The sequence below is a fragment of the Rhodothermus profundi genome (assembly GCF_900142415.1).
GTDB classification, from domain to species: Bacteria; Bacteroidota; Rhodothermia; order Rhodothermales; family Rhodothermaceae; genus Rhodothermus; species Rhodothermus profundi.
In genome coordinates, this window is record NZ_FRAU01000004.1 from 310376 (window position 1) to 332907 (window position 22532).

At 59.1% G+C, this 22532-nt stretch carries 22 protein-coding genes; 15 read left to right on the top strand and 7 right to left on the bottom strand.

Annotation, left to right across the window (positions count from 1 at the left end):
* Window positions 1-4 precede the first annotated feature (4 nt).
* The gene (locus BUA15_RS07920; protein WP_143149585.1) at window positions 5-1069 is read right to left on the bottom strand and encodes a DUF1028 domain-containing protein; all 1065 of its coding nucleotides are present in this window, start codon (window positions 1067-1069) and stop codon (window positions 5-7) included.
* Between the two features lie 139 nt (window positions 1070-1208).
* Between BUA15_RS07920 and BUA15_RS07925 the strand changes: the two genes are divergently transcribed.
* From BUA15_RS07925 to BUA15_RS07955, 7 genes are all read left to right on the top strand, one after another.
* Window positions 1209-1886, top strand: a complete 678-nt coding sequence (locus BUA15_RS07925; protein WP_072715440.1) for a DUF4159 domain-containing protein — start codon at window positions 1209-1211, stop codon at window positions 1884-1886.
* 10 nt (window positions 1887-1896) lie between these two features.
* A complete protein-coding gene (locus tag BUA15_RS07930; protein WP_072715441.1) occupies window positions 1897-2223 on the top strand; it encodes a DUF4359 domain-containing protein in 327 nt (108 codons plus the stop codon).
* Window positions 2224-2317: 94 nt separating this feature from the next.
* Window positions 2318-3625, top strand: coding sequence for a serine hydroxymethyltransferase (locus tag BUA15_RS07935; protein ID WP_072715442.1), 1308 nt, complete (start codon window positions 2318-2320; stop codon window positions 3623-3625).
* A gap of 83 nt (window positions 3626-3708) precedes the next feature.
* Window positions 3709-4317: an orotate phosphoribosyltransferase gene (locus BUA15_RS07940; protein ID WP_072715443.1), complete on the top strand. Its 609-nt coding sequence runs from the start codon at window positions 3709-3711 to the stop codon at window positions 4315-4317.
* Between the two features lie 30 nt (window positions 4318-4347).
* A complete protein-coding gene (tatC, locus tag BUA15_RS07945; protein ID WP_245771974.1) occupies window positions 4348-5223 on the top strand; it encodes a twin-arginine translocase subunit TatC in 876 nt (291 codons plus the stop codon).
* A 12-nt stretch (window positions 5224-5235) separates the two neighbouring features.
* The gene (locus BUA15_RS07950) at window positions 5236-6897 is read left to right on the top strand and encodes a S41 family peptidase (RefSeq protein ID WP_072715445.1); all 1662 of its coding nucleotides are present in this window, start codon (window positions 5236-5238) and stop codon (window positions 6895-6897) included.
* Complete coding sequence (locus tag BUA15_RS07955; RefSeq protein ID WP_072715446.1) at window positions 6897-7727, top strand: sulfite exporter TauE/SafE family protein; 831 nt, start codon at window positions 6897-6899, stop codon at window positions 7725-7727. The genes BUA15_RS07950 and BUA15_RS07955 overlap by 1 nt, the downstream gene beginning before the upstream one ends.
* Here BUA15_RS07955 and BUA15_RS07960 read toward each other — a convergent pair.
* Genes BUA15_RS07960 through BUA15_RS07975 form a run of 4 tightly spaced genes read right to left on the bottom strand, consistent with a single transcriptional unit; the run spans window position 7724 to window position 12464 of the window.
* Window positions 7724-8722 carry a zinc-dependent alcohol dehydrogenase family protein gene (locus tag BUA15_RS07960; protein ID WP_072715447.1) on the bottom strand — a complete coding sequence of 333 codons (999 nt, stop codon included), beginning with the start codon at window positions 8720-8722 and terminating at the stop codon, window positions 7724-7726. The genes BUA15_RS07955 and BUA15_RS07960 overlap by 4 nt on opposite strands.
* Before the next feature lie 37 nt (window positions 8723-8759).
* Window positions 8760-9377 carry a class I SAM-dependent methyltransferase gene (locus tag BUA15_RS07965; RefSeq protein ID WP_072715448.1) on the bottom strand — a complete coding sequence of 206 codons (618 nt, stop codon included), beginning with the start codon at window positions 9375-9377 and terminating at the stop codon, window positions 8760-8762.
* Window positions 9374-10969, bottom strand: coding sequence for a trehalase family glycosidase (locus BUA15_RS07970; protein ID WP_072715449.1), 1596 nt, complete (start codon window positions 10967-10969; stop codon window positions 9374-9376). The genes BUA15_RS07965 and BUA15_RS07970 overlap by 4 nt, the downstream gene beginning before the upstream one ends.
* Window positions 10970-10988: 19 nt before the next feature.
* The gene (locus BUA15_RS07975; RefSeq protein ID WP_423815756.1) at window positions 10989-12464 is read right to left on the bottom strand and encodes a S10 family peptidase; all 1476 of its coding nucleotides are present in this window, start codon (window positions 12462-12464) and stop codon (window positions 10989-10991) included.
* Window positions 12465-12608: 144 nt separating this feature from the next.
* Here BUA15_RS07975 and BUA15_RS07980 point away from each other — a divergent pair, with 144 nt between their 5' ends.
* The 8 genes from BUA15_RS07980 (at window position 12609) to BUA15_RS08020 (ending at window position 20434) form a co-directional block, all read left to right on the top strand.
* A complete protein-coding gene (locus tag BUA15_RS07980) occupies window positions 12609-13997 on the top strand; it encodes a TlpA family protein disulfide reductase (protein WP_072715450.1) in 1389 nt (462 codons plus the stop codon).
* A gap of 167 nt (window positions 13998-14164) precedes the next feature.
* Window positions 14165-14395, top strand: coding sequence for a cold-shock protein (locus BUA15_RS07985; RefSeq protein ID WP_072715451.1), 231 nt, complete (start codon window positions 14165-14167; stop codon window positions 14393-14395).
* Between the two features lie 168 nt (window positions 14396-14563).
* Complete coding sequence (locus BUA15_RS07990; protein ID WP_072715480.1) at window positions 14564-15250, top strand: type 1 glutamine amidotransferase domain-containing protein; 687 nt, start codon at window positions 14564-14566, stop codon at window positions 15248-15250.
* A gap of 107 nt (window positions 15251-15357) precedes the next feature.
* Window positions 15358-15783, top strand: coding sequence for a hypothetical protein (locus BUA15_RS07995; protein WP_245771975.1), 426 nt, complete (start codon window positions 15358-15360; stop codon window positions 15781-15783).
* Between the two features lie 511 nt (window positions 15784-16294).
* A complete protein-coding gene (locus BUA15_RS08000; RefSeq protein ID WP_072715453.1) occupies window positions 16295-17350 on the top strand; it encodes a hypothetical protein in 1056 nt (351 codons plus the stop codon).
* Window positions 17351-17515: 165 nt separating this feature from the next.
* Window positions 17516-17971 carry a DsbA family protein gene (locus BUA15_RS13520; RefSeq protein WP_245771979.1) on the top strand — a complete coding sequence of 152 codons (456 nt, stop codon included), beginning with the start codon at window positions 17516-17518 and terminating at the stop codon, window positions 17969-17971.
* A gap of 434 nt (window positions 17972-18405) precedes the next feature.
* Entirely contained in the window at window positions 18406-19551 is a 1146-nt protein-coding gene (locus BUA15_RS08015) for an acetoin utilization protein AcuC (RefSeq protein ID WP_072715456.1), read from the top strand.
* Between the two features lie 4 nt (window positions 19552-19555).
* Window positions 19556-20434 (top strand): ROK family protein, encoded by an 879-nt coding sequence (locus BUA15_RS08020; RefSeq protein WP_072715457.1) that lies wholly within the window; start codon window positions 19556-19558, stop codon window positions 20432-20434.
* A 269-nt stretch (window positions 20435-20703) separates the two neighbouring features.
* Here the strand turns inward: BUA15_RS08020 and BUA15_RS08030 are convergent, their stop codons facing one another.
* Both BUA15_RS08030 and BUA15_RS13725 read right to left on the bottom strand, forming a co-directional pair.
* The gene (locus tag BUA15_RS08030; protein ID WP_072715458.1) at window positions 20704-21828 is read right to left on the bottom strand and encodes an NHL repeat-containing protein; all 1125 of its coding nucleotides are present in this window, start codon (window positions 21826-21828) and stop codon (window positions 20704-20706) included.
* Between the two features lie 171 nt (window positions 21829-21999).
* Window positions 22000-22532: hypothetical protein (locus BUA15_RS13725; RefSeq protein WP_178139395.1), on the bottom strand; the 533-nt coding region annotated here is incomplete at its 5' end.

Here is a 22532-nt window from a genome sequence, read left to right on the forward strand (position 1 = left end):
TTCCTCAACGACGACGTGGCACCCAGCGCCCTTTGCGATAGACCTGCCGGATATGTTCCAGCATGACGCGGTCGATTTTGAGCGTATCGCCGGCCGTCAGGTCCACCGCCTCCACGGCCGGAATGCGCATGTCGTAATTCTCCCAGCCCATGAAGTCGATCAAAATGCGCTGGAAGGTCGTATCGACTACACCGTTGATGGGACCGTCATAAAAGCCCCGATCTTTCCAGATCTGCTGCAGTTCGCGGGCGATCTCAGGCGTTACCGGAATCAGATCTTCTGGCCGACCGAGCGAGAAATATAGCTTGTTCAGCTCATACAGACGAATCAGCTCCTCAATGGGTCGCGGATGATCATAGACCGAGATGTCGATATAATTGTCGAGCCCGTCGTAGCCAGCCCCTTTGCGCACAACCAGCAACGCGGCGCTCTGCTGACCGCGCCGGTCGCCACCAGCTTCTTGCCCGGCTTTAAGGGCGGCCAGTAACCGTTCAGCTAACGGACCCGGGGTCTGCTCGAAGGCCTGTGCCATAGCGACGACGGTGGCTTCCGAAACCAGAATGTTGCCCTGGGCCGTGTAGCCATACCCGGTGACCACATGGCCGGGCATCGCGGCAACGGCTTCGCCGTCGCGCTGCCCGACCCGACCGCCTGCCCACGGAAAGCATTCGGTGCCCGTCCAACTGGCCGCATTACCACGGGCATCCACAATGCCTACCTGCCGGAGCTGGCGACCTTCGTCTTCGCGCAGCACAATGCGCAGGGCTTCCTCGGCCGTAGCCCCATTGGCCATGAGCTCCAGCCCCTTTAGCGCATAATCCAGCTCGGCGTAGCTCTGCGTGGCCACTGCTCCTACCCCTGCCCGCGCCCACGGCACGATGGGTCGTACGTTCGGGAATTTCGACTGCACAGCCACCCCCAGTTCGCCGGTTACCGGATCATAGCCTACAATCGAAAACGTAGCCACCAGCGGCGTCTGATCGCCGGCCGAATGCACCGGCACAAAAACCATTGCCAGACCGGCCAGGAGCACGCCGAGCAACCGCAGGCCATTGCGCACCCGCATCATGGCGTCATTTTTGCTTTTTAAAAACAACAGGTTGTCTCTTTAGAAGGGAAGATCGGTGCCAGGTTGCAAAAAATCCAGCATCAAACCTTTGCCCGAGCGTTGCGTTCGTGCCCTGCGTACTGACGCAACGGACGCTGCCATGAAACACGTGCTGCTAACGCTTGGCCTGATGCTGGGGCTGCCCCTGACGTTGCGGGCTCAAGAGGACTACACGTTCCGAATCGCAGCAGTCAAGTATGGAGGAGGGGGCGACTGGTACCAGGCCATCTCCCCGCTACCCAACCTGCTTCGCTATGTGCGGGAGCACACCAACATTGATGTAGCGCCTCAGGCCGACGTGGTCGAATTAAGCAGTGACCGTATTTTCAGCTATCCTTTTCTGTTTCTGACCGGTCACGGCAATATTGTTCTTACCGAGGACGAAGCCCGTCGCCTGCGGCGCTATCTGGAAAACGGCGGCTTTCTCTATATCGATGACGACTACGGACTCGATCCGTACATCCGCCGCGAAATGAAAAAAGTGTTTCCAGAGCAAGAGTTTGTTGAACTCCCCTTCAGCCATCCCATTTACCACATTCATTTCAATTTCCCCAACGGCCTGCCTAAAATCCACGAGCACGACGGCAAGCCCCCACAGGGGTTTGGTCTGTTCCACAATGGACAGTTGGTCGTCTTCTACACCTACGAGACTAACATCAGTGATGGCTGGGAAGCGCCTTCCGTGCACGGCGACCCACCGGAGAAGCGGGAGGCCGCGCTGCGCATGGGGACAAACATTCTCGTTTATGCCCTGACCCGGCTAAAACCACCAACCTGAGGAGAAGGCTATGCGGATCGGACTGGTGCTGTTGCTGACGGTAGCCGGTGTGCTGTATCTGTACAATCCCAACCTACAGGACTTTCAAGAATACGTGCGCACCCAGGCATCTACGCATCTGCAACGCGAGTTAGGAAATACGGCCCTCGGCCAGGCCTTTACCAGGGCGGGATCCGATCTGGCAGCCCTCCTGACCCGAAAGGCCACGCGACGCGACAATTATTACTTCTGGAGCATTTACACCATTGACCCTGATGGGGACGATGGCGAACAGGACTACTGGCGCTTTCTGGGCATCGGAGGGCAGTTCTTCTTAATCGAACGACCACGGCGCTAACATTACTTTTTGCCGAAAATCTGCGAAAGCCCGTGGCTTTTTCGTATCTTGGAGTCCAGGAATTAATTGTTCCACCTCATAATCCATTACGGCCATGTCGGTACTCCAGGTGCAGGATCCCGAAGTTTTTCAGGCGATCCAGAAGGAAGTGGAGCGTCAGAATAACGGGCTCGAACTGATCGCTTCCGAAAACTTTGTCTCACGGGCCGTGCTGGAAGCCATGGGCTCGCCTCTGACCAACAAGTATGCCGAGGGCCTGCCTGGTAAACGCTACTATGGGGGCTGCGAGTACGTAGATGTGGTCGAGGAGCTGGCCCGGGAGCGCGCCCGCAAGCTCTTTCGCTGCGAGTGGGTCAACGTGCAGCCTCACTCAGGTGCCCAGGCCAACGCGGCTGTGTATCTGGCCACGCTCAAGCCAGGCGATACGTTTCTCGGATTGAACCTGGCCCATGGGGGCCACCTGACCCATGGAAGCCCGGTCAACTTTTCGGGCATGCTCTACCAGGCCGAGTACTACGGGGTTGAAAAAGAGGGTCCCCTGGCCGGCCGGATCGATATGGACAAAGTGCGCGACAAAGCCCGTAAGATCCGGCCCAAGCTGATCTCCATCGGAGCCAGCGCCTACCCGCGCGACTTCGACTACAAAGCCTTCCGGGAGATCGCCGACGAGGTAGGCGCGCTCCTGTGGATGGACATGGCGCACACAGCCGGATTGATTGCAGCCGGTGTGCTAAACGATCCGCTCCCGTATGCCCACATCGTCACCACGACCACGCACAAGACGCTTCGCGGGCCCCGCGGCGGAATGATTCTTATCGGCCGCGATTTTGACAATCCCTTCGGGATTACTGCGCCGAAAAGTGGCCGCATCAAGAAAATGAGCGAACTGCTCGACTCAGCCGTCTTTCCCGGCACGCAGGGAGGCCCCTTGATGCATGTAATCGCGGCGAAAGCGGTCGCCTTCGGCGAGGCGCTCAAGCCAGAATTTAAAACCTATGCCGAGCAGATCGTGCGTAATGCCAAGGCTATGGCCGAGGCGTTCTTAGAACGCGGCTATCACCTGGTCTCAGGAGGCACCGACAACCACCTGATCCTGATCGACCTGCGCAATAAAGGGCTGACCGGCAAAGAGGCTGAGACGCTGCTGGGCGAGGCGGGCATTACGGTGAACAAAAACATGGTGCCCTACGACGACAAAAGTCCGTTCGTAACCAGCGGGATCCGGATCGGCACGCCGGCGATGACCACCCGCGGATTTAAGGAAGAAGAATTCCGCCAGGTTGTAGACTGGATTGACCAGGTGCTTATGCATCCGGGCGACGAAGCGTTGCGGCGTCGCATTCGGCAAGAAGTAGAGGCGCTGTGCCGGCAGTTCCCGCTGTATGACTTTGTGGTTGCCTGAAGCGGAACGTGCCAACCCTTTTGGGGTTTTCAGAGAGATAAATTTGAAGGAAGTAGGCCCCTGGGGCCTTGATTCAGGCTGCCATGGCAGAGCGTACCCTGAGCCCATCGGCTTACGCCGACCTGGTTGATCTCGGGCGTCGGTTATATGCCCGGGCGCTTGTGCGCCGCGAGCAGGAGCCTATCACCGATCCACGGGGCCAGCCGATTGGATGGCTGCTGGACACCCGGATCCCTATGCTGGAAGGGGACACGTTCCGTGAAGTGGGCCGCGTGTTAGCTGACCGGGTACGATCCCGAGGCGTTCAACAAGTAGCGGGCTTTGGCTTTGGGGCGTATGCCCTTGTTTGCGCCATCTTATCGGCGCCTCCGCCCCCGGGAGCTCCTGAACTGCGCGGCGGCTTTATCCGGGCCCAACGCAAACCATACGGCCGCCATCGGCTCATTGAAGGACCGCTATGCCGAGAAGAGCCGGTGGTACTGGTGGACGACATTCTCAATAGCGGCCGCAGTGCCGCTCGGGCCATTGCCCTCCTGCGCAGCGACGGCTTTCAGGTATGCGGCGTGCTCACCCTGTTCAATTTTACCTGGAGCAGCGGACGAACCCGCCTCGAAGCCGAAGGGCTCTGGGTAGATTCGCTGCTGGACCTGAATCTGAGGGACGGACCGCGAAGCGCATCGGACTCGCTGTAGGCATGGTGCGCTGCTGTGCTGGAAATCGCCATGAAACTGTTCGGATCGCGTAGTTCATCATCCACCACCACTTCTCCGCTGCCCCCAGCCCAGGGTGACGGTGCGCCTTCTCAGGCCGCCCCAGCGGCCGACATGGCCGAAATGTCTTTTCTGGACCATCTCGAAGAGTTACGCTGGCGGCTCATCAAGGGACTGGCAGGTGTGCTGGCTTCGACAATCCTCTGCAGCTTCTTCAGCAAATGGATCATCGACAATATCCTGCTAGGCCCCACGCGCCCCAGCTTCTTTATGTACCAGGTTTTTGGCCTGGACGCTAAGCCTCTGGAGCTGCTCAACCGTACCATTACCGGACAATTTTTTGCCCATATCGGTACAATTCTGTTCGTGGGGGTCATTATTGGTTCTCCGGTGCTCATCTATCAGATCTGGAAATTTATTGAGCCGGGACTTTACCCCCACGAAAAGCAGGGCATGCGCTTTGCCGCGGCCTTTGCCACCGGCTTTTTTATCCTGGGCGTGCTGTTCGGCTACCTGGTCATTACCCCGCTGGCTCTTCAGTTCTTCGCCAACTATACAATTTCAGAGCAGATCATTAATCAGTTTGACATTACGAAGTATTTTAACATGATTACCATGTGGGCCTTCGGGGTAGGGGTGCTCTTTGAATTACCTGTTGTGGTATATTTCCTGGCCAAAATGGGTCTGCTTACAGGGGACACGCTGCGAAAGGGCCGTCGGTATGCCCTGGTTATTGCGCTGTTGATGGGCGCGCTGTTTACCCCGCCTGATCCCATCTCTCAGATCCTGGTAGCTGTTCCGCTTTTATTGTTGTATGAATTGTCGATACATATAGCGACCTTTGTAAGCCAGCGGCGAGAAGAGGAATTGCGCCGTGCCCTGTACTGACCCAGGAATGTCATGAAGGCTCCGCAGCGACACCTGATGCCCTTCCTACTGGTCCTGTTGCTGGGGATCGGGATCGGGCTGGTGGCGCCGCGTAGTGATACGTTTTTTGCACTCCAAAAGCACTTCCGGATCTTCGGAGCCCTCTACGAAACGCTGGTTACCGATTACATCGATCCCATTGATCCCGGCCGGCTCATGCGCAAAGGGATCGATGCAATGCTGGCGGAGCTGGACCCGTACACAACGTTTTTCGACGAAGCCGACCGGAGCGAGATCGAGCTTCTCACGCGCGGCCGCTACGGGGGCGTTGGTCTGAACGTGGGCATTCGCAACGGCAGGCTCACCGTGCTGGCACCTATTGAAGGCGCAGCCGGCTATCGTCAAGGCATTCGCACAGGTGACATCATTACGCATATCGACGGCCAGCCCACCGACGGGCTTTCGCTGGAAACGGTGCGGCAGCTGCTGCGCGGGCAACCAGGCACCACGGTCACGCTAACCATTGAACGCGAAGGGGAGCCGTTGCCCCTGCAATTTGTGTTGACTCGGGAAGAAGTGCAGCTTAAAAACGTTACGTACGTCGGCTTCCTGGACGACGACACCACCGAGGGGTTGGGCTACATCCGGCTGGAACGCTTCACGCTAGGCGCTGGCGAAGAGGTGCGCCGTGCCATTGAGCAGCTCAAGGCTGCGGGTTCGCTCCGGGGTCTGGTGCTGGATCTTCGGAACAATCCCGGCGGCCTGCTGGAAGCAGCCGTCGAGGTAACTGGCTTGTTCGTTCCCCAGGGCGCTCCTATCGTTTCAACGCGCGGCCGCACGCCCGACCGCACGCGGATTTATCGGAACGCATCAGCTCCCCTGTATCCGGATCTGCCGCTGGTCATCCTTGTCAACGAACTCAGCGCTTCGGCCAGCGAGATTGTCGCCGGGGCCATCCAGGACCTGGATCGGGGCTTGATTGTAGGAACGAACACCTACGGCAAAGGTCTGGTGCAGATTATTCGCCCACTTCCCTATAACACTGCGCTCAAGCTGACCACCGCCGCCTATTACACACCCAGCGGTCGCAGCATCCAGGCCATTGACTACAGCCGACACGACGGCCGGGGCCGCCAGGTGCCGGACTCTCTACGCCGCATCTTCTACACGAGGCGTGGACGCGTTGTGCGCGATGGTCACGGGATTGAGCCCGACGTGGTGGTTGCTCCCCCTACGCCCGGTCCGCTGGAGACGGCACTGCGCCGCCAAGCTGCTTTCTTCTTCTTTGCCAATCACTATGTCGCCCAGCATCCAGAACCTCCCACTCCCGACGTCCAGGTGGATGATCAGATCCTGGAGGAGTTCCGGGCGTGGCTAGAGGCCCAGCAGTTCGACTATCAGATAGCAGCCGAGCACACCCTGGCCACGCTCCAGACCCAGCTGGAAACGGCACATTACACGCAGGCGTTGGAGGCGCTGGAAACTGTCCACACCGCCTTAATGCAGGCCAAGAAAATGGCATTTGAACGGGAAGCTGAAGCGCTTCGTCGCCTGATTCGCCAGGAGCTGCTGGCCCGCTATCTACCTCCTGAAGTGCACACGCGGTATCTGCTGGCCGACGACCCGGTCGTGCAACGCGCTGCTGCTCTGCTTCGCGACGCGCAAACCTACGCGGCCCTGCTCTCTCCAAACTGATGCAAGCTGCTCACCTGCTACTTCTCCTGGGCATTGGTTTGCTAGGAGGCTTCCTGGCAGGCCTTGTCGGCGTCGGGGGAGGAATTGTCTTTGCCCCGGTACTCTTTTTTTACTTTCAGGCCATCGGGGTGCCTGCTGCTGTCGTTACCCCGCTAACGCTGGGAACCAGCCTGTTCTGCACGCTGCTTGCCTCGCTGAGCAGCGCCTGGTTCCAGTATCGGCGGCAGGCTGTTGTGCCAGCCGTGGCCGTAGGAGCTGGTCTGTTCAGCACCCTGGCCATTATGCTCACCACCCGCTACATCACCACCCAGCCCTGGTACAATGGTACGGCTTTTCGGCTGGTCTTTGGGATGGTGCTGTTCCTAGTTGCCCTGCGCATGCTACGCAGTCCCCGGCAGACCGCTGCGGAAACTGAACGCTTTCAGCTCCGCTGGCCTGCCCTGGCAGGCGCTGGCACCGTAGCCGGCACGGTGGCCGCAGCCGCCGGCGTGGGAGGTGGGATCATCCTGGTGCCGCTTTATCATCGACTGCTGGGATTGACCATGCATCGAGCCGTCGGAACCTCCAGCGCCACGATTGTGCTGATTTCGCTGGGAGGCATTTTGAGCTATGCGCTTTCCATGCCTGCCGTCTCACCCGGTGTGCCTGCGCTGGGCCACGTCGATGTGCTGCACGGCCTGCTGCTGGCGGTGCCGGCTACCTTCAGCGCCCGCCTCGGGGTGCAGACCGCCCACCGACTCCGAACCACCGGCCTACGCCGTGCTTTTGCCCTGCTGGCTCTGTTCATCGCAGGCCGTTTGCTGCTGCAGGCGCTTCAGGCCCTTCTCTAACGCACCTCCATTACCAGCACAGCCGCTCCCTGCAACTGTCCCTTGCGGAGTCGTTGCAGCGCCTCGTTGGCTGCTTCCAGCGGAAAGCACGTGACTTCCGTGCGCACCGGAATGGTAGGCGCCAGCTTCAGGAATTCCTCCCCATCCTGGCGCGTCAGGTTGGCCACCGAGCGAATGACGCGTTCTTCCCAGAGCAGCCGATACGGAAACGACGGGATATCACTCATGTGAATGCCGCCACACACTACCACACCTCCTCGGTCCACAGAGCGCAGGGCTTCGACCACCAGCGCCCCGACCGGTGCAAAGATCAGGGCTGCGTCGAGCGGCTCCGGCGGGCGTTCGGTTGACGCACCCGCCCAGACCGCTCCCAGCTTTCGGGCAAATGCCTGGGCCTCTGCATCTCCAGGCCGTGTAAATGCATAGACCTGCTGACCCCGCGCCACGGCCACCTGAATGATCAGATGCGCAGCCGCCCCGAATCCGTACAATCCCAGGCGCTCCACGTGGGGTCCGGCCAGACGGTAGGTACGGTACCCGATCAGTCCGGCACAGAGCAACGGGGCCGCATGGGGTGCATCGTAAATTCCATCTGGCAGGGGATAGCAGTAGTCGGCCCGTGCGGTGGTGAACTCGGCAAAGCCACCATCCCGGGTATAGCCAGTGAATCGGGCATCGGGACACAGATTTTCCTGACCGCGGCGGCAGTACCGGCAGCGCCCACACGTCTCGGCCAGCCAGGGCACTCCCACACGGTCCCCTTCCTGAAAACGCGTCACGCCTTCGCCCAGGCGTACTACTCGTCCTACGATTTGATGCCCCAGAATAAGCGGCAGCTTAGGGCCGGGCAGTTCCCCCTCTACAATGTGCAGGTCGGTGCGACAGACCCCGCAGGCTTCTACGCGCAGCAGCACTTCACCGGGCGCCGGTGCGGGCACTGGAAGCTCCCGCATCACCAGCGGCTGGCCAGGCGCTTCCAGTACCATGGCCCGCATGGTTGGAGGAAGCTGTTGCATAGTCTGCTCACGCCGTTTATTCTCGCTGAAAGCACACGTACAAGTAGGGCTGTTCTACACCGCCGGGCGTAACGTGGTGCTCGCGGCCATGGCGCACCAGTCGGAAGCCCGGCCCTACCGTACGCACCAGCGTGTCCAGATCGTACCGTACGACCGGCAGTCCACTACACCTTGGAGGCGCCTCAGGTGCAAACGTTGCCAGGATCACAAAGCCGCCGGGTCGAAGCGCAGCGCGCAACTGCTTCAAGTAACGCGCGCGCTCTTCTGGTGTAGTTAGAAAATGAAACACGGCCCGGTCGTGCCAGAGATCATAGGCGGCTGCCGGCAGCGACACCTTCGTAATGTCAGCAACGATCCAGGTAACCCGTTCGGCCTGCTGCCCCAGCCGCGCCTGCGCCTGTGCCAGCGCCGTAGCCGACAGGTCCAGCACCGTGATGGCTTCAAACCCCCGGGCCAGCAGGTCATCTACCAGCGTCGAAGCTCCGCCTCCCACATCTAGAATACGCGCGGTCAGAGGCAGACGTAACGCTTGAATGAAGGCCAGGGAGGTGTCGAGGTGGGGTCGGTACCAGCCAACCGTCTCAGGTGGCTGCGTTGCATAAAGATGCTCCCAGTGTGCCTGCCGGTCTTTCATCTTTGCTGCATCTGCGCCAGCAGCTCAGCGAAGACCGCGTTGGTCCAGCCAAAGCCGATTTCATTCGACGTGTATCCGTATTGCAGCGCCACGTCGGAGCGGCGTTGCACAACGTCATACTTTTCCAGAATGACGCCGGTTCGTTCAAAGTCTTCTACGACCATCGAAATAAACTTGGCCGAGAGTCGATCTGCTGCCTTGTCATATCCGTACCGCCGAAGTCCCTCAACCACGATCAGATAGAGTGGAGCCCAGCCATACGGTGCATCCCATTGGCTGCCACTGATGTGCGTGCTGGTCAGCAAACCGCCGGGAGCTTCCAGCAGATACAGGTTGGCCGCCACACGCGCTGCCTGTTCCGGTGAGGCCATGCCCACCCACAACGGATAGAAGGTGGTGGCAAACACATAGTCGCTCCGGCGGCCGGTCTCGAAGTTATAGTCGAAGTAAAGTCCTCGCTGAGGATCCCACAGGTAACGATCAACCCGAGCGCGTCGCGTCTCGGCCCGGGCACGCCAGCGTGCAGCGGCTGCGGTATCTCCCAGGATTTCGTGAATGCGAGCGACATCCATTTCCATCCGATACAGGAGCGCGTTCAGTCCCACCGGCGCGTAGTGGATAATGTCCACACTGAAGGGGCCAAAACGATTCGACGGGTCAAAGCCCGACTCCCGCATGGAACGGTCACCTTTGTAAAAGAGCGGGGTCAGCGAATCTGCTTCGGCGACGTAGTAGCGCGACACGTCGTAGGCAGTTATCTCCTGCGTGCGGTAGTATTCGCGAACGCGGTCGTAGTGCGTGCGTCCCTGGGCATCCCGTTCGCTGGCCACTACCTCGGGAGCTGGTCCGTTTCCCAGATCGTAATAGCGCGAGAGGCCTGTTTCGCCCGCCAGGTGCGGGGGCGTTGTCCAGTAGGCATAGTAGCGTTCGATGGCTGGAATGGTAGCGGCCAGCCAGTCACGATCCTGCACGTGCGCATACACGGCCAGGATCATAGCCGTCAGAAACGGAGGCTGCGAACGCGTCAGGTAGTAGGTGCGGTTAGCATTGAGCACTTTGCCATAATGGCGGACCTGGTAGAGGTGATTTTCTGTCATGGCCCGGGCCAGGTCAATTCGCCCATCACGCAGGAGTCCTCTCACAATGAAGTAGCTGTCCCAGCCATACATTTCGTTAAAACGTCCTCCTGGCACCACATACGGTTCAGGCAGATAAAGCAGACCGTGCGGTCGGATCTGGTCCAGATGTGCTACCGGGTTTTCGGGCAGCACGCGCAGTTCGATCTGGCGAAGCGCGGAGTCGGGCAGGGCCGCTTGCAGCCGTTGCCAGACCGACGCGCGGTCTTCGGTAGCTGCAATGTAGAGCGGCCAGGGCGTGCCCGGTTCGTGTTCGACTTTGGGGTCCTGCACGGCCGCGAGCAGATCGCGGTGCGAGCGCGTCAGGAGATCCCAGCTCTGGCGAATGTACTGGCGCACGGCTTCGATGCGCTCGGGCGCAGGCAGCGCCACATAGCAGGCCGCCTGGTCCTGTGCCTGAAGAGCCGGAGCCAGACTGAGCAGCAGGATCAGGTGCCAGAAGGTTCGCGCATGCATGGGCTAGGTGCGGTTGTGTTCAATACCGTGCCGGTGTGCGGGCGGCCTCCAGGGCCTTCCGGATGAAATCGCGCAGGTCATCGTTGGCGGTGGCCAGGTCTTCCTCTCGCAGATACATCATGTGGCCGCTCCGGTAGCCTTTGAAAAAGAGACGATCCCGTAGCTTTCCGCTCGGATCCAGTTGCCACAGGGTGTATTTGGCCGAAAAGTAATCGGTCCCGCCATCAAAATAGCCAGCCTGAACGAGCACGTGCAGATAGGGATTTTGCGCCATCGCGCGCCGAAGCTGCTCGCCGGTTTCGTTGCCCTCCCGATTCCAGGGACGCACCGGCCCAAAAATCCAGTACTCCAGATCTGTCTGGAAGCCCAGAACTTCCCGCAGGTAGTAGTTGATGGCCGGCGTAAAGGCATGATTCCAGGCGCTAAGTGCCGGATCGTGGTCGAAGCGCTCGCCAGCCGCCTGTCGGTCGATGCCTCGGTAGCGGGAATCCAACCGGCCGATGGTGAATCCCTCATCCCGCAGCAGTTCCTTCCAGAACACGTTGCGGGGGACGGCCAGGTTGTACTGCAACACCACCTGCTCTGAGATGCCTGCATAGGTGGCCACCTGCCGGGCAATCTGGCGACGGCGCTCCGGCTCCAGAAAACCGCCCCGCACCAGCGCCGGCAAGTAGGTTTCTACCGTAAATGCTTCGACCTCGGGAAGTAGCGCTTCCAGGTCGCGCTGCTGGAGTTCAGGCGTCAGTTTCCGGTGGTACCAGGCCGCCGCGGCATAGTAGGGCAGCAGCAGCGCCTGGCCGACCGGCCCGTCCCGCTCGATGCCCAGTCCGGTAGGCGAGACCAGAATGACGCCGTTCAGATACATCCAGTGCCGCTCCTGCAACGCGCTGGCCAGTCCGGCTACCCGCGTGGTACCATAACTCTCCCCGATCAGAAACTTGGGCGAGCGCCAGCGGCCATGCCGGCTGACCCAGGCGGCAATCCAGTCAGCCAGATAGGCAATGTCTTCGTTCACCCCGAAGAACTGCCGACGATCCACCGTATCGCTCAAGATGCGAGAAAAGCCTGTATTGACGGGATCGACATAAACAATATCGGCCACGTCCAGAATGGCGTGGGGATTTTCCTCAATCCCGTACGGCTGCACCGGAAAGCCTTCTGGATCAATGCGCACGCGCCGGGGACCGGTATAGCCAATATGCATCCAGACCGAAGCGGAGCCAGGCCCACCATTAAACGAAAAAATCAAAGGCCGCTGCGACCGATCTTGCACGTCTTCGCGCTCGTAGTACACATAGAACATGGTGGCAATAGGACGGCCCCACCGATCCCAGACAGGCTGCATGCCCGCCTCAGCGCGATAAGGAATTCGCTGGCCTTTTATCGTAACGGTGTGTCGCGTAACTACCGTAGTATCAAGAGGAGGCCGCCGAGATTGGGCCAGCACTGTGCCCGCCAGATACAGACCAGTCAGTACAAGCAGCGCACGTCGCATCATAAACGCCACGCCTGTGAATGATGTTATCATTTTCCGGCTGTTAATATCCAAACTATGTTTTTCTTGCGCAATGTACATAAGATCTTGGGGGCTGTTGTCGTTATCCCATCAAGGCTCCATACAATTGCCAGTTGGTCCACGATGAAGCGCACCGGCTGGAAGCGCGCGCTCCTGTTGTTACTGGTGGTTACCTCTGCTGCCTCAGCAACCCCCGGCGATACGCTCTGGGCACGCCGGGCGCTGCGGCAGCAGCTCTTCTTTATCCACTACCTGCAGCAAACCCCTCCCGATACGCCGTTCACCTCGCTGGCCCGCCTGGACACGTTCCTGCAACGGGCCGAACGCGCCTGGCTGCGCCACACCCCGCTCCAGGAAGCAGCCCTTCGCCGTCTCAGTCCCTATGTCTATCTGCTGCTGGTCGCCTCGGCAACGCAGTTTACGCCCCTACCGCGCCCGCTCGAATGCCATGTTTACCGTCGGTATATGGTCCCTGCATTTCTGGCGAACTTCGACGATGCAGCGCCCGCTACTCATCCGGAACGAGCGCATCTGATTGCCTATGCTCCAGACCTTGAAGTGATCACCAGTCCACTCCTGTTTGAATGCGCACTGCCTGACTTCACCTGGCAGGCTCTCTACCAGCGGCTGCAACGCCTCCCTGACCTGATCCAGGCCTATCAGCTCCGAGCCTCTTCGGATTCCCTTTTGCACGCCCGCCTCCAACGCACCAGCCGTCTGATCAGTCGCAGACTGCCCCTCCTTACCCTCGAAGCACTCCGCCGCCAGCAACAGTTTGGCCAGGTGTTCCTGGAGCTGGCTGCGCAGGCCTCTCGCTTCACTCAGCCCCGTTATTTGCGAGCCCTCGGCCATTCGCTCTGGAACGATCTCCGTCAACGGAAACAGACAGACCAGGCCCTGGCTGTGCTCGACCTGCTGGCCCGCAGCCTTCCGGCCTCTGAGTTGCCGCCCGACACGCTCCGCGCCTGGTATCTGCACACCGATTCGACACGTGGCCTGCAACGCTTTCAGCTGTTTTCGCGGGCCCCCCTGCCGGTCCTTCTTCCTTCTGAACGCCGCCATACGCTGCAGGGACGCTATCTCGAACTCCAGCAGCAACAGGAAGTGGACATAAGCCAGTGGCAGGGGAAATGGGTCTTGCTCGACTTCTGGGCCACCTGGTGCACCCCCTGCATCGCGCAAATTCCCAAACTGCGCGCGCTGCACCGTCAGTATGGGGACCAGATCGTCCTGCTCAGCATTTCCAGCGACGCTGTAACTGGAGGTGCGCCGGTCGATACCGTCCGCGCCTTCATGCAACGACACGGCATCGATTATCCAGTCCTGTATGACCGCCCCGATGCGTCCCTTACGCGTCAGTTTGAAATTTTCGGCTTTCCCAGCCTGCTCCTGCTCAACCCGGAAGGCTACCTTATGGTCGCCGCCGCATCGCCCGGACGCTACATGCTCACGCTACCGGAAGTGCAGGCTTTTCTGGAACAGCGCACAAGGTTCGCCTGCGGCCAGGACTGATTTTTTTCTCTCTACCCGGAACCCCCGGGCTACCCATCCGTTGGGGGTGTTGTTAACGTTACTTTACACGACGTCACCTCCTGCGGGTTGACCACTTCCGAGTGCTCTTCGAGTGGCTACGGTTCCAGGGTTAGCCCCACGTGAGGCGACACAACATTCAGGGTATCATGGCTCAACGAGGACGCGTCAAGTGGTTCAACATCGACAAAGGCTACGGCTTTATTGAACCCAACGACGGCAGCAAGGACGTATTCGTACATCGCAACAACGTACCCGGTCTGGGCTGGGACGAAGGCCTGCGCGAAGGCGAAGAGGTTTCCTACGAAGTGGAACGCACGCCCAAAGGGCTCAGCGCGACCAACGTCGAACGCCTCTCGCAGTCGTCCGAGCTGTTCTAAACACGCCATTTACGCGTGATCATAAACGCCTGGTCTGTGAAGGCCAGGCGTTTTGTTTTGCAGCAATGGCTACTGTGTTGCGAGTTCGTCACAAAACGGACTGAACATTTGTTCACTTCCTCCATTGCAGGCAAGTGCATGGTCAAACAAAAAAATGGAGACGTCATCATGGGCCGTGTTCTGTTCGTCGTAACCAATCACAGCGAGCTTGGCAACACGGGGCATAAGACGGGCTACTACCTGTCTGAAGTAGCGCATCCTTTTCATGTGCTCCACGAAGCGGGTTATGAGATTGACTTCGTCAGTCCCCGGGGTGGCAAAGCACCTATGGATCCGAGGAGCAACCAACTGGACGATCCCATCAACAAAGCTTTCTGGGAAGCTCACGGTGCTCGCCTGGAGGAAACCCTGGCTCCCGAGCAGATCGATCCGGCCCGCTATATAGCGATTTTCTACGCAGGTGGCCACGGCACGATGTGGGACTTTCCGGAAAGCGAGGCTATTGCTCGCATTGCGGCAAGCATTTATGAGCGCGGGGGTGCTATCGGCGCTGTATGCCACGGACCGTCTGGCCTGCTTCCCATCCGGCTATCTAACGGTCGACCGCTTGTTGAGGGACGCCGGATCAACTCGTTTACGAACGAAGAGGAACAGGCCGTCCAGTTGGACAAAATTGTGCCTTTCCTGCTGGAGACGCGCCTGAAAGAACTGGGGGCAATCCACGTGTCGGTGAAAAACTTTGCGCCCTACGTGGAGGTAGATGATCGCATTGTGACAGGCCAGAATCCCGCTTCGGCTGAACGGGTAGGACGGGCGCTTGTCGAAGTGCTCAGCCGCCTGAGCGTACCAGCCTAACGATTGGGCTTGCTGCCAGGTAACAGGCCGGATGTCCCGCGGGACATCCGGCCTGTTTCATTAAAAGCAAGGCAAGAGGAATCTCACCACGTGCCTTCGCGTTCGCTTTGCATCCCCTTGCACGAACCGACCTGCCAGCCATGGAAGGCCCTGCCTTCGTACCTGCCTATAACCGTCCCCGGCAGCCTGGCATCTGGATGAACTTCGACAACACGGTCTCCATCTATCACGTGGTGGAACCGGACGATACGTTCGAGGAGGCCGCCCAGGCGCTCTTTGCGCTGCTGCGGGAAGCGCAGGAGCGCTTTCCGGACTGGCCGCGGCTGCTTTTCATCGACATCATCGGCCACGAAGGCGACCGCGCCGGCTTCGACGACGACTTCTTCGAGTTCCAGCAGGAATTTCTATTTGCGACGCTGGCCCCGTTCGTGACCGCCCTCGACACCCCGCTGACCGGCCCCCTGCTCAACCCGGCCCCCCAGCGCAACGACCTGCCGGACCGGCTCGTCATCCGCACGCCCGGCACGGAGTGACAATCATCGTACGCTGCAAGTCTCCCTGTAACTCAGCCCTGTTGTATCATCTTTGCAAAGCTCCTGTGCTGTATCGCCATCTCTGCATTCAAAAATTGCAAACCATACCTCTTGCCTCGATCTTCTTGTTTTTTAGGTTAGAGTCAGACTCTTCAAAATCCTTCCCCCTCAAAAAACCATGGAGGAGTCATGAAGAAGCTGCTGCAACGGCTGCCCGTACTCCATGCTTTTTTCGCGGTGCTCATTCTCTCCGGCAGCCTGATCTTACTGGACCCGTCTCCGGCCTGGGCCATAAAGTGCAGAGCGGAGGTAACCTGTGGGAATTGCGGCAAAGTTTCCTGTGAAGCGGATGGGCCAAATGCACAGTGCGAAGCAAGCCAGAGGAATGGTGAAGTTCGCTGCTATGACGGGGATGGCTGGTCCTATGGCTTTTGTCGTGAGTAGGTGAAACGCAGTCGGAGGGTAGCAGAGACAAGCTGCTATCCCCCTTTTGAATCGTCGCAAAAGCGCCATGAAGCCCCTGAAATTCTTCCTGCTGCTTCTATTCCCTGCTTTTCAGACTACTCGGGCACAGGAGATCCCTTATATCGACCTGTACCCAGACACAGCGCTTACCGTACTGGGCCCGCACTTTTACCTCGACAAAGTCCTGGCCATTGCCTATGCACCAACATATGGATACTTCATTGGTGACGATGAGCTGAGTCAGATTGCCTGGACAAACCGCCAGTTCCAGTTAATACGTACGTTGGGCAAGCCTGGAGAAGGTCCAGAAGAATTGATGGGTATATCCTTCCTCCATTTATGGGGAGATACCCTGTTTGTAGGTACAGGCAGGATTATCAAAAAATTTTTGTTGCCCGATTTTGTATACCTTGATCGCTATCTTATTCGTAGTCGCTGTGCGCATTGCGTTCACGTTACACCTTACGGAATTGTACAAACCGTTGTTAGCTCCGAAGATCCTCTTCGGTTGTATGATCTCCACGGACGTCTTGTGCGCCGATTCGGACGCATGCTGGAACCTGACCATCCCTCTTCTGCTTTTTTCAATTTCCGCGTTGGCGTTTTTATAACGGAGTCGCAAGACATCATTGCCGTTCCGCGCTTGCACCCCCAGATCGAGCGGTACACTTTCGAGGGCAAGGTGCAGGAGATTCTCACGCTAAACCAGCCCCCATTCCTAGCCCAGCTTTTTCAAGAGGCCTGGGGGCGCACGCAGGAACTACAGCGCAAACAGCCTTACATGCTCGCCCAACTCTGGGGAGATGCTGCTTATGCAAAAGGCTGGCTTTATCTGGCCGTTGCAATGCGCTGGCCAGAGGCGCCTCACATCCAGCATGTGTTGGTCGTGCGGGTCACGCGTGAACGAATGGAGCTATCGCATATTTTGCGCCTCCACCGCGACCAGACACCCCTTCAGATGGGTCTCCTTGAAGCGGACCGTATAGAGGAGGTATCTCTATCTGCTCGCCTCATCGAAGTCATCCCCCAAACGGGCAGGCTGCTGGCCCGGATGTTTCCAGAAGATTTGCTCTACGTCTACACGCTTCCCGAACAGCCATGAAAGCCGAACGCCTGCAACTGATCTTCTCCGGAGACGCAGTCTCCGTCTCCCTTCCCTGAAGACTTTGAAACGCTGCCCGCGTTACCGGATTCCCTCTGGGAACCGCTCCTCCAGGGCGACCACCGGGTAGGCGCGGCTGAGCCCAGAGCCATTCTGGGGGAATTCCTGGATTACCGGTGTGCCTACTGCCGCCAGATACACCCGACACTGGAGGCCCTGCTGGAGGCGTATCCCGACCTGCAGATTATCTACCGACACTATCCGCTGAACCTCAACCGCTCGGCAGCGGCTGCCCGCATTGCCCTCTGCGCCGACGCGCTGGGGTGGTTCGAGCTCATGCACACCCGCCTCTTTAGCGCTCAGCAACTGGATATAGAAAGCCTGCTCTACGATCGCACGGAATCCGAACGGGCCGCCTTCAATTCGTACCTGTATGGCCGGGACACTCCTGTAGACTCTCTGCTATTGCAGGATATTGCGCTGGCACGGCGAGTCGGCGTGACCGGCACGCCCACGTTCTTTTTGAACGGGCGCCGCGTGCCGGTAGGCGTTCCGGCTTCCCAACTCCGAAATTACGTCCACCAGGCGCTGCAGAGCGAAAACCGTCCAGCGCGTCGCTGAACCCTTCAGGCGCTCCGCAGGGTATGCCCTGCCATCAGGCGACAGCACGATCTGCCCGGGTGTTCTGAGAAATGCCCGGAATGCGCAAGTGGTCCAGAATAATGCTATCAGGGCTGGTAGAGCGTGGTTGACCTCGTTTCCTGCCCGCGCAGCAGCCACTGCTCGGCATGCAACAGCGCCTCCAGCGCGCCCCTGTTTCTGGTGATCGACCGCCAGTTCCTCTCGCTCTGCCGACTTCCGCACCGTTACCTTGCGTCCAACGGCAGGATGTTTGTAAGCTTGGGTGCCAGCTTGCTGCGCTGGCCCGAACGAGCCTTCGGGCTCAGGAAGGAGAGAGGGCGTTCGAGGGGCAGTAGCTCCTTACGAAAAACGCACTCGCTGGCTGGCACGCTTCGAGCGAAAAGCGTCAAAGTTCGCTGACGTTCCCGCAAACCGTGATCTCCATCGTTTACCATCCGGACTATCTGAAGTACTGCTTTGGTCCGGAGCATCCGTTCAGTCCCCTGCGGCTGGAGATGCTCTGGACGTTGCTTGAGGCGCTGGGCGACCGACCTACGCCCTGCCAGCCCGCCGCAGCTTCCCGCAACGAGGTGCTTCAGGTGCATACCGAAGCCTACGTTGCCCGCGTGGAAGCCGCCAGCCAGGGCGAAGCGGTGCTCGACGCCCGGGCCTTTGGCCTGGACACTCCTGACGTTCCCATCTTTCTTGATATGGACTATGCCACTCGGCTACAGGTGGGCGGAACGCTCTGTGGGGCCCGCCTGATTGCCGAGGGCCAGGCCCGGATGGTCCTGCAACTCGGCGGCGGTTTTCATCACGCGCACCCGAACCGCGCCGCAGGCTTTTGCATCTATAACGACCTTTCCATTGCCATTCGGGCACTGACCCGGGCCGGACTGCGCATAGCGTACATTGACCTCGACGTCCATCACGCCGACGGCGTGCAGGCCATTCACTACCATGAAGACACTGTCCTGACCATCAGCCTACACGAGACGGGCCAGTACCTGTTTCCCGGAACCGGTGCGATCAATGAGATCGGCGAAGGCCGCGGACAGGGCTTTTCGCTCAACCTACCCCTGCAACCCTTTACCGAAGACGAAAGCTATCTGGAGGTGTTTGAGCGCGTCGTGCCCCATGCGCTAACGATGTTCCAGCCCGATGTGCTGGTCGTGCAGTGCGGCGCCGATGCCCATTTCCAGGATCCCCTGGCGGACCTCCTGCTCACCACCCACGCCTACGAACAGCTCTTCCGCCGACTCAAAGCACTGGCCGACGAACACACCGGCGGCCGCGCGCTGTTTACGCTGGGCGGAGGCTACGACTTCGATGCGACCGTGCGCGTCTGGACGCTGCTGTATTTGATTCTGCAAGATCGTCCGCTCCTTGAGCGGCTTCCCTCGTCCTGGCGCCTCGACTGGGAACAGCGCCTGGAACACCCACTGACTCCTACCCTCCACGACCACAAGCGCCCGCTCTCTGTAACCCCCACGCGCCGGGCGCAAATTGCCCTGCAAAACCTGCGAACCGCCCAGCGCCTCATAGAAACCGTCACCCGTTACTGGTATGGCATCGCTTAAACCGATGGCCGAACATCCTCTACTTGGCGGCATCGAAGCCGGCGGCACTAAGTTCGTCTGTGCCGTGGGAACCGGCCCGAACGACCTCCGCGCCCTGGCCCGCTTCCCGACCACAACGCCGGACGAAACGCTCAGCCGCGTGATCGACTTTTTCCAGAAACAACCCGAACCAATCGCTGCGCTGGGCATCGGGTCGTTCGGCCCCGTCGATCCTGACCCCGCCTCACCCACCTATGGTTATATCACTACAACGCCCAAACCAGGCTGGGCACACACCGACGTGGCCGGTACGCTACGCCGCGCCCTGAACGTGCCGGTTGCCTTCGACACCGACGTGAACGCTGCCGCTCTGGGCGAGCATCGATGGGGTGCCGGCCGCGGACTGCACACCTTCGTCTATCTGACCATCGGCACCGGCATCGGCGGCGGGGCTATCGTGAACGGCCGGCGCCACCACGGCCACCAGCATCCTGAAATGGGCCACCTGCTCATTCCTCGCCTGCCCGACGACAACCGGCCCGGAATCTGCCCGTTCCATGGCGACTGCCTCGAAGGACTTGCCTCGGGTCCGGCCATCGCTGCCCGCTGGGGGCGGCCCGCTCCCGAACTGCCTCCCAGCCATCCGGCCTGGGATCAGGTGGCTCACTACCTGGCCCTGGGCCTGACCAATCTGATCCTGACGCTCTCTCCGCAGCGACTCATCCTGGGCGGGGGGGTCATGCACCAGACCCATCTGTTTCCGCGCCTTCGCCAGAAGGTGGCTGCCTGCCTCAACGGATACGTGACGCTGCCAGATCTCGAAACGTTTATCGTGCCGCCTGCTCTTGGCGATCGCGCCGGCGTTCTGGGCGCCCTGGCCCTGGCCGAAGAAGTGCTCGCCTGAAAGGCCCCTTTTCTCCGCTGCCCATTATTGCCAGAGCACCACCCGGTAACGCCCGATCAACCGACGAGCCGGCTCGTCCGACAAGCGAATGTAAAGATGATAGACCCCGTCTCGCCCCAGCACCGGGCCCGGAAGCTCCAGCGGCTGCTGTCACCTGCCCGAAATCGAAACAAGCACCCCATAGGGCTCAATCGCCGCACTCGCACAAGAGGGCTCCGCTGACCACCACCCACAGCCACCGGCAGCCATGCCCCTCCCGAGAGATGCACTTACGGCCGGAGTCCAGCAGCTCGAAGTACATGCGGCTTCAAGCGGCCTACGAGCCAGTGATTCTCTGTTTCGTAATTCGGATGCGTGAAAAACAAGGTCCCTGTCTGTGGATTAACCGCCAGCAGTCGAGGTACGTCCGTCACTTCAAACAATACGCTTCCTCTCGGCGTGACTCCTGCCAGACTCCAGCGGGCCTTTCGGCGTTGAACATCCAACAAATCCTTATAAAGAATTAGAATGATTTTTCGGTTTAACCAGAAAACGCGCGTCAAAAGCGAGTGACTTTCTAAAAACTGAGTAAATGCTTCCAACGAGGCTATTGGCTTTTCAGGAATCGTTCGTCGAAAATGGCGTAAGGGCACTTCAATCGCTTCAATAAACCGGCCATTTAGATCAAAAAAATAAAGCCGGTTCAACAAAAGAAAAGTGGCTACAATACGATCACCCAGTACATCCGCATCAACTAAATGTGCCAATGAATGTATTACGCCACCATACTGGCCCGGAGAAATAGGATGAGGAAAAAAGCTTTTGGTAATCTTTCCCTTTTCTGGATCGAAAAAATGAAGCAACGGCTGAGCACCTCGCTGGGCTTTTCGCATGCCAATTAATAAAACTTCAGGCCCCGGTACATCCCGCACCGCATAGGTTCCTGATACGACAACCCGGGTATACCGCCGGATAAACTTTCCACGGGAATCAAATAACGAGAGATGCCCTCCAAAATCAGGGACCAGAATCCTACCGGATAAAAGGCGGACCGGCGCCCGAGGATGACGCAATCTACCCGGCGCCTCCCCGGGACCGCCAAAATATAAACGTAGATGACCTTCTTGCGTGTAAAGGCGCACCTGATGCTCCTGAACATCCGCTACCAGAAAGCCTCCTTCCGGATCTAAACTCACCTCAATAATTCCTGTAAATGTTTCTTCTGTCTCCTCAAGTTTGAGCGAGTCAACCCATAGGATTACATCCTCGATAGATTGTCCCAGGGAGGTAAGTGAATAAATCCAGATTATTATTAAAATTAAAAATATTCTACATGTATCTTTGAACATAATGATTATTGACTTTTTATTGAACAATGGCAATTCCACAATCAAAGCAGCATAACGGTCTTCCATAACAGGGAATAAGCCAGTTGCAGTAGATCTCTTTCCTTATCCAATCATAGTCCAAACTGGGACACTCTGCGGAGGTCCTTTCTTCAGAAACTGCCGGCACAATCCACGGCAGCAGGCTCAGGCCTACCGCCACCACCAGAAACAACGTCGCCAGCCGATCCTTCCAGCGTCTCATAGCTCACCTCCTTCTGGTTGGTTTTTGAGAACAGAAAGATCTTCGCGGAAATAAGCAGCCAACAACAGCCGCACCGACTCAACCCCCCGCACCGTGCGCAACGCCTCCGGCCCCAGCTCCCCCACCACCCGACCCTCCCGCCGCACCAGCGCCCGCGGCAACGCCAACGCCCCATAATGCCGCCCGTACCAACCCACCGAATCCCACCACACCGCGAACGGAAATCCCATCACCGCCGCATAGCGGCGTGCCAGCTCCCGGCTCCGGTCTTCCAGAATCCCCACCACCCGATAGCCCAGCGCCCGCGCCCCTTCGACCCAGAACGCCACCGCGCGCGCCACCGTCTGCCCACAGTCGTCCGGGCTGAAAAACAGCAGCACCTCGCCCGGGCGGTCAGTTGGTACTGGAGCTTTGGTCGGGGTCCAGACGGGCACGAACGCCTTGGACGGGAAGGGCACCTGCGGCAGGCGTCGCTGCGTTTGCCAGCCGTAGAGGCTCCAGCTTAGCGCGACAAGCAGCAAGCCCAGGC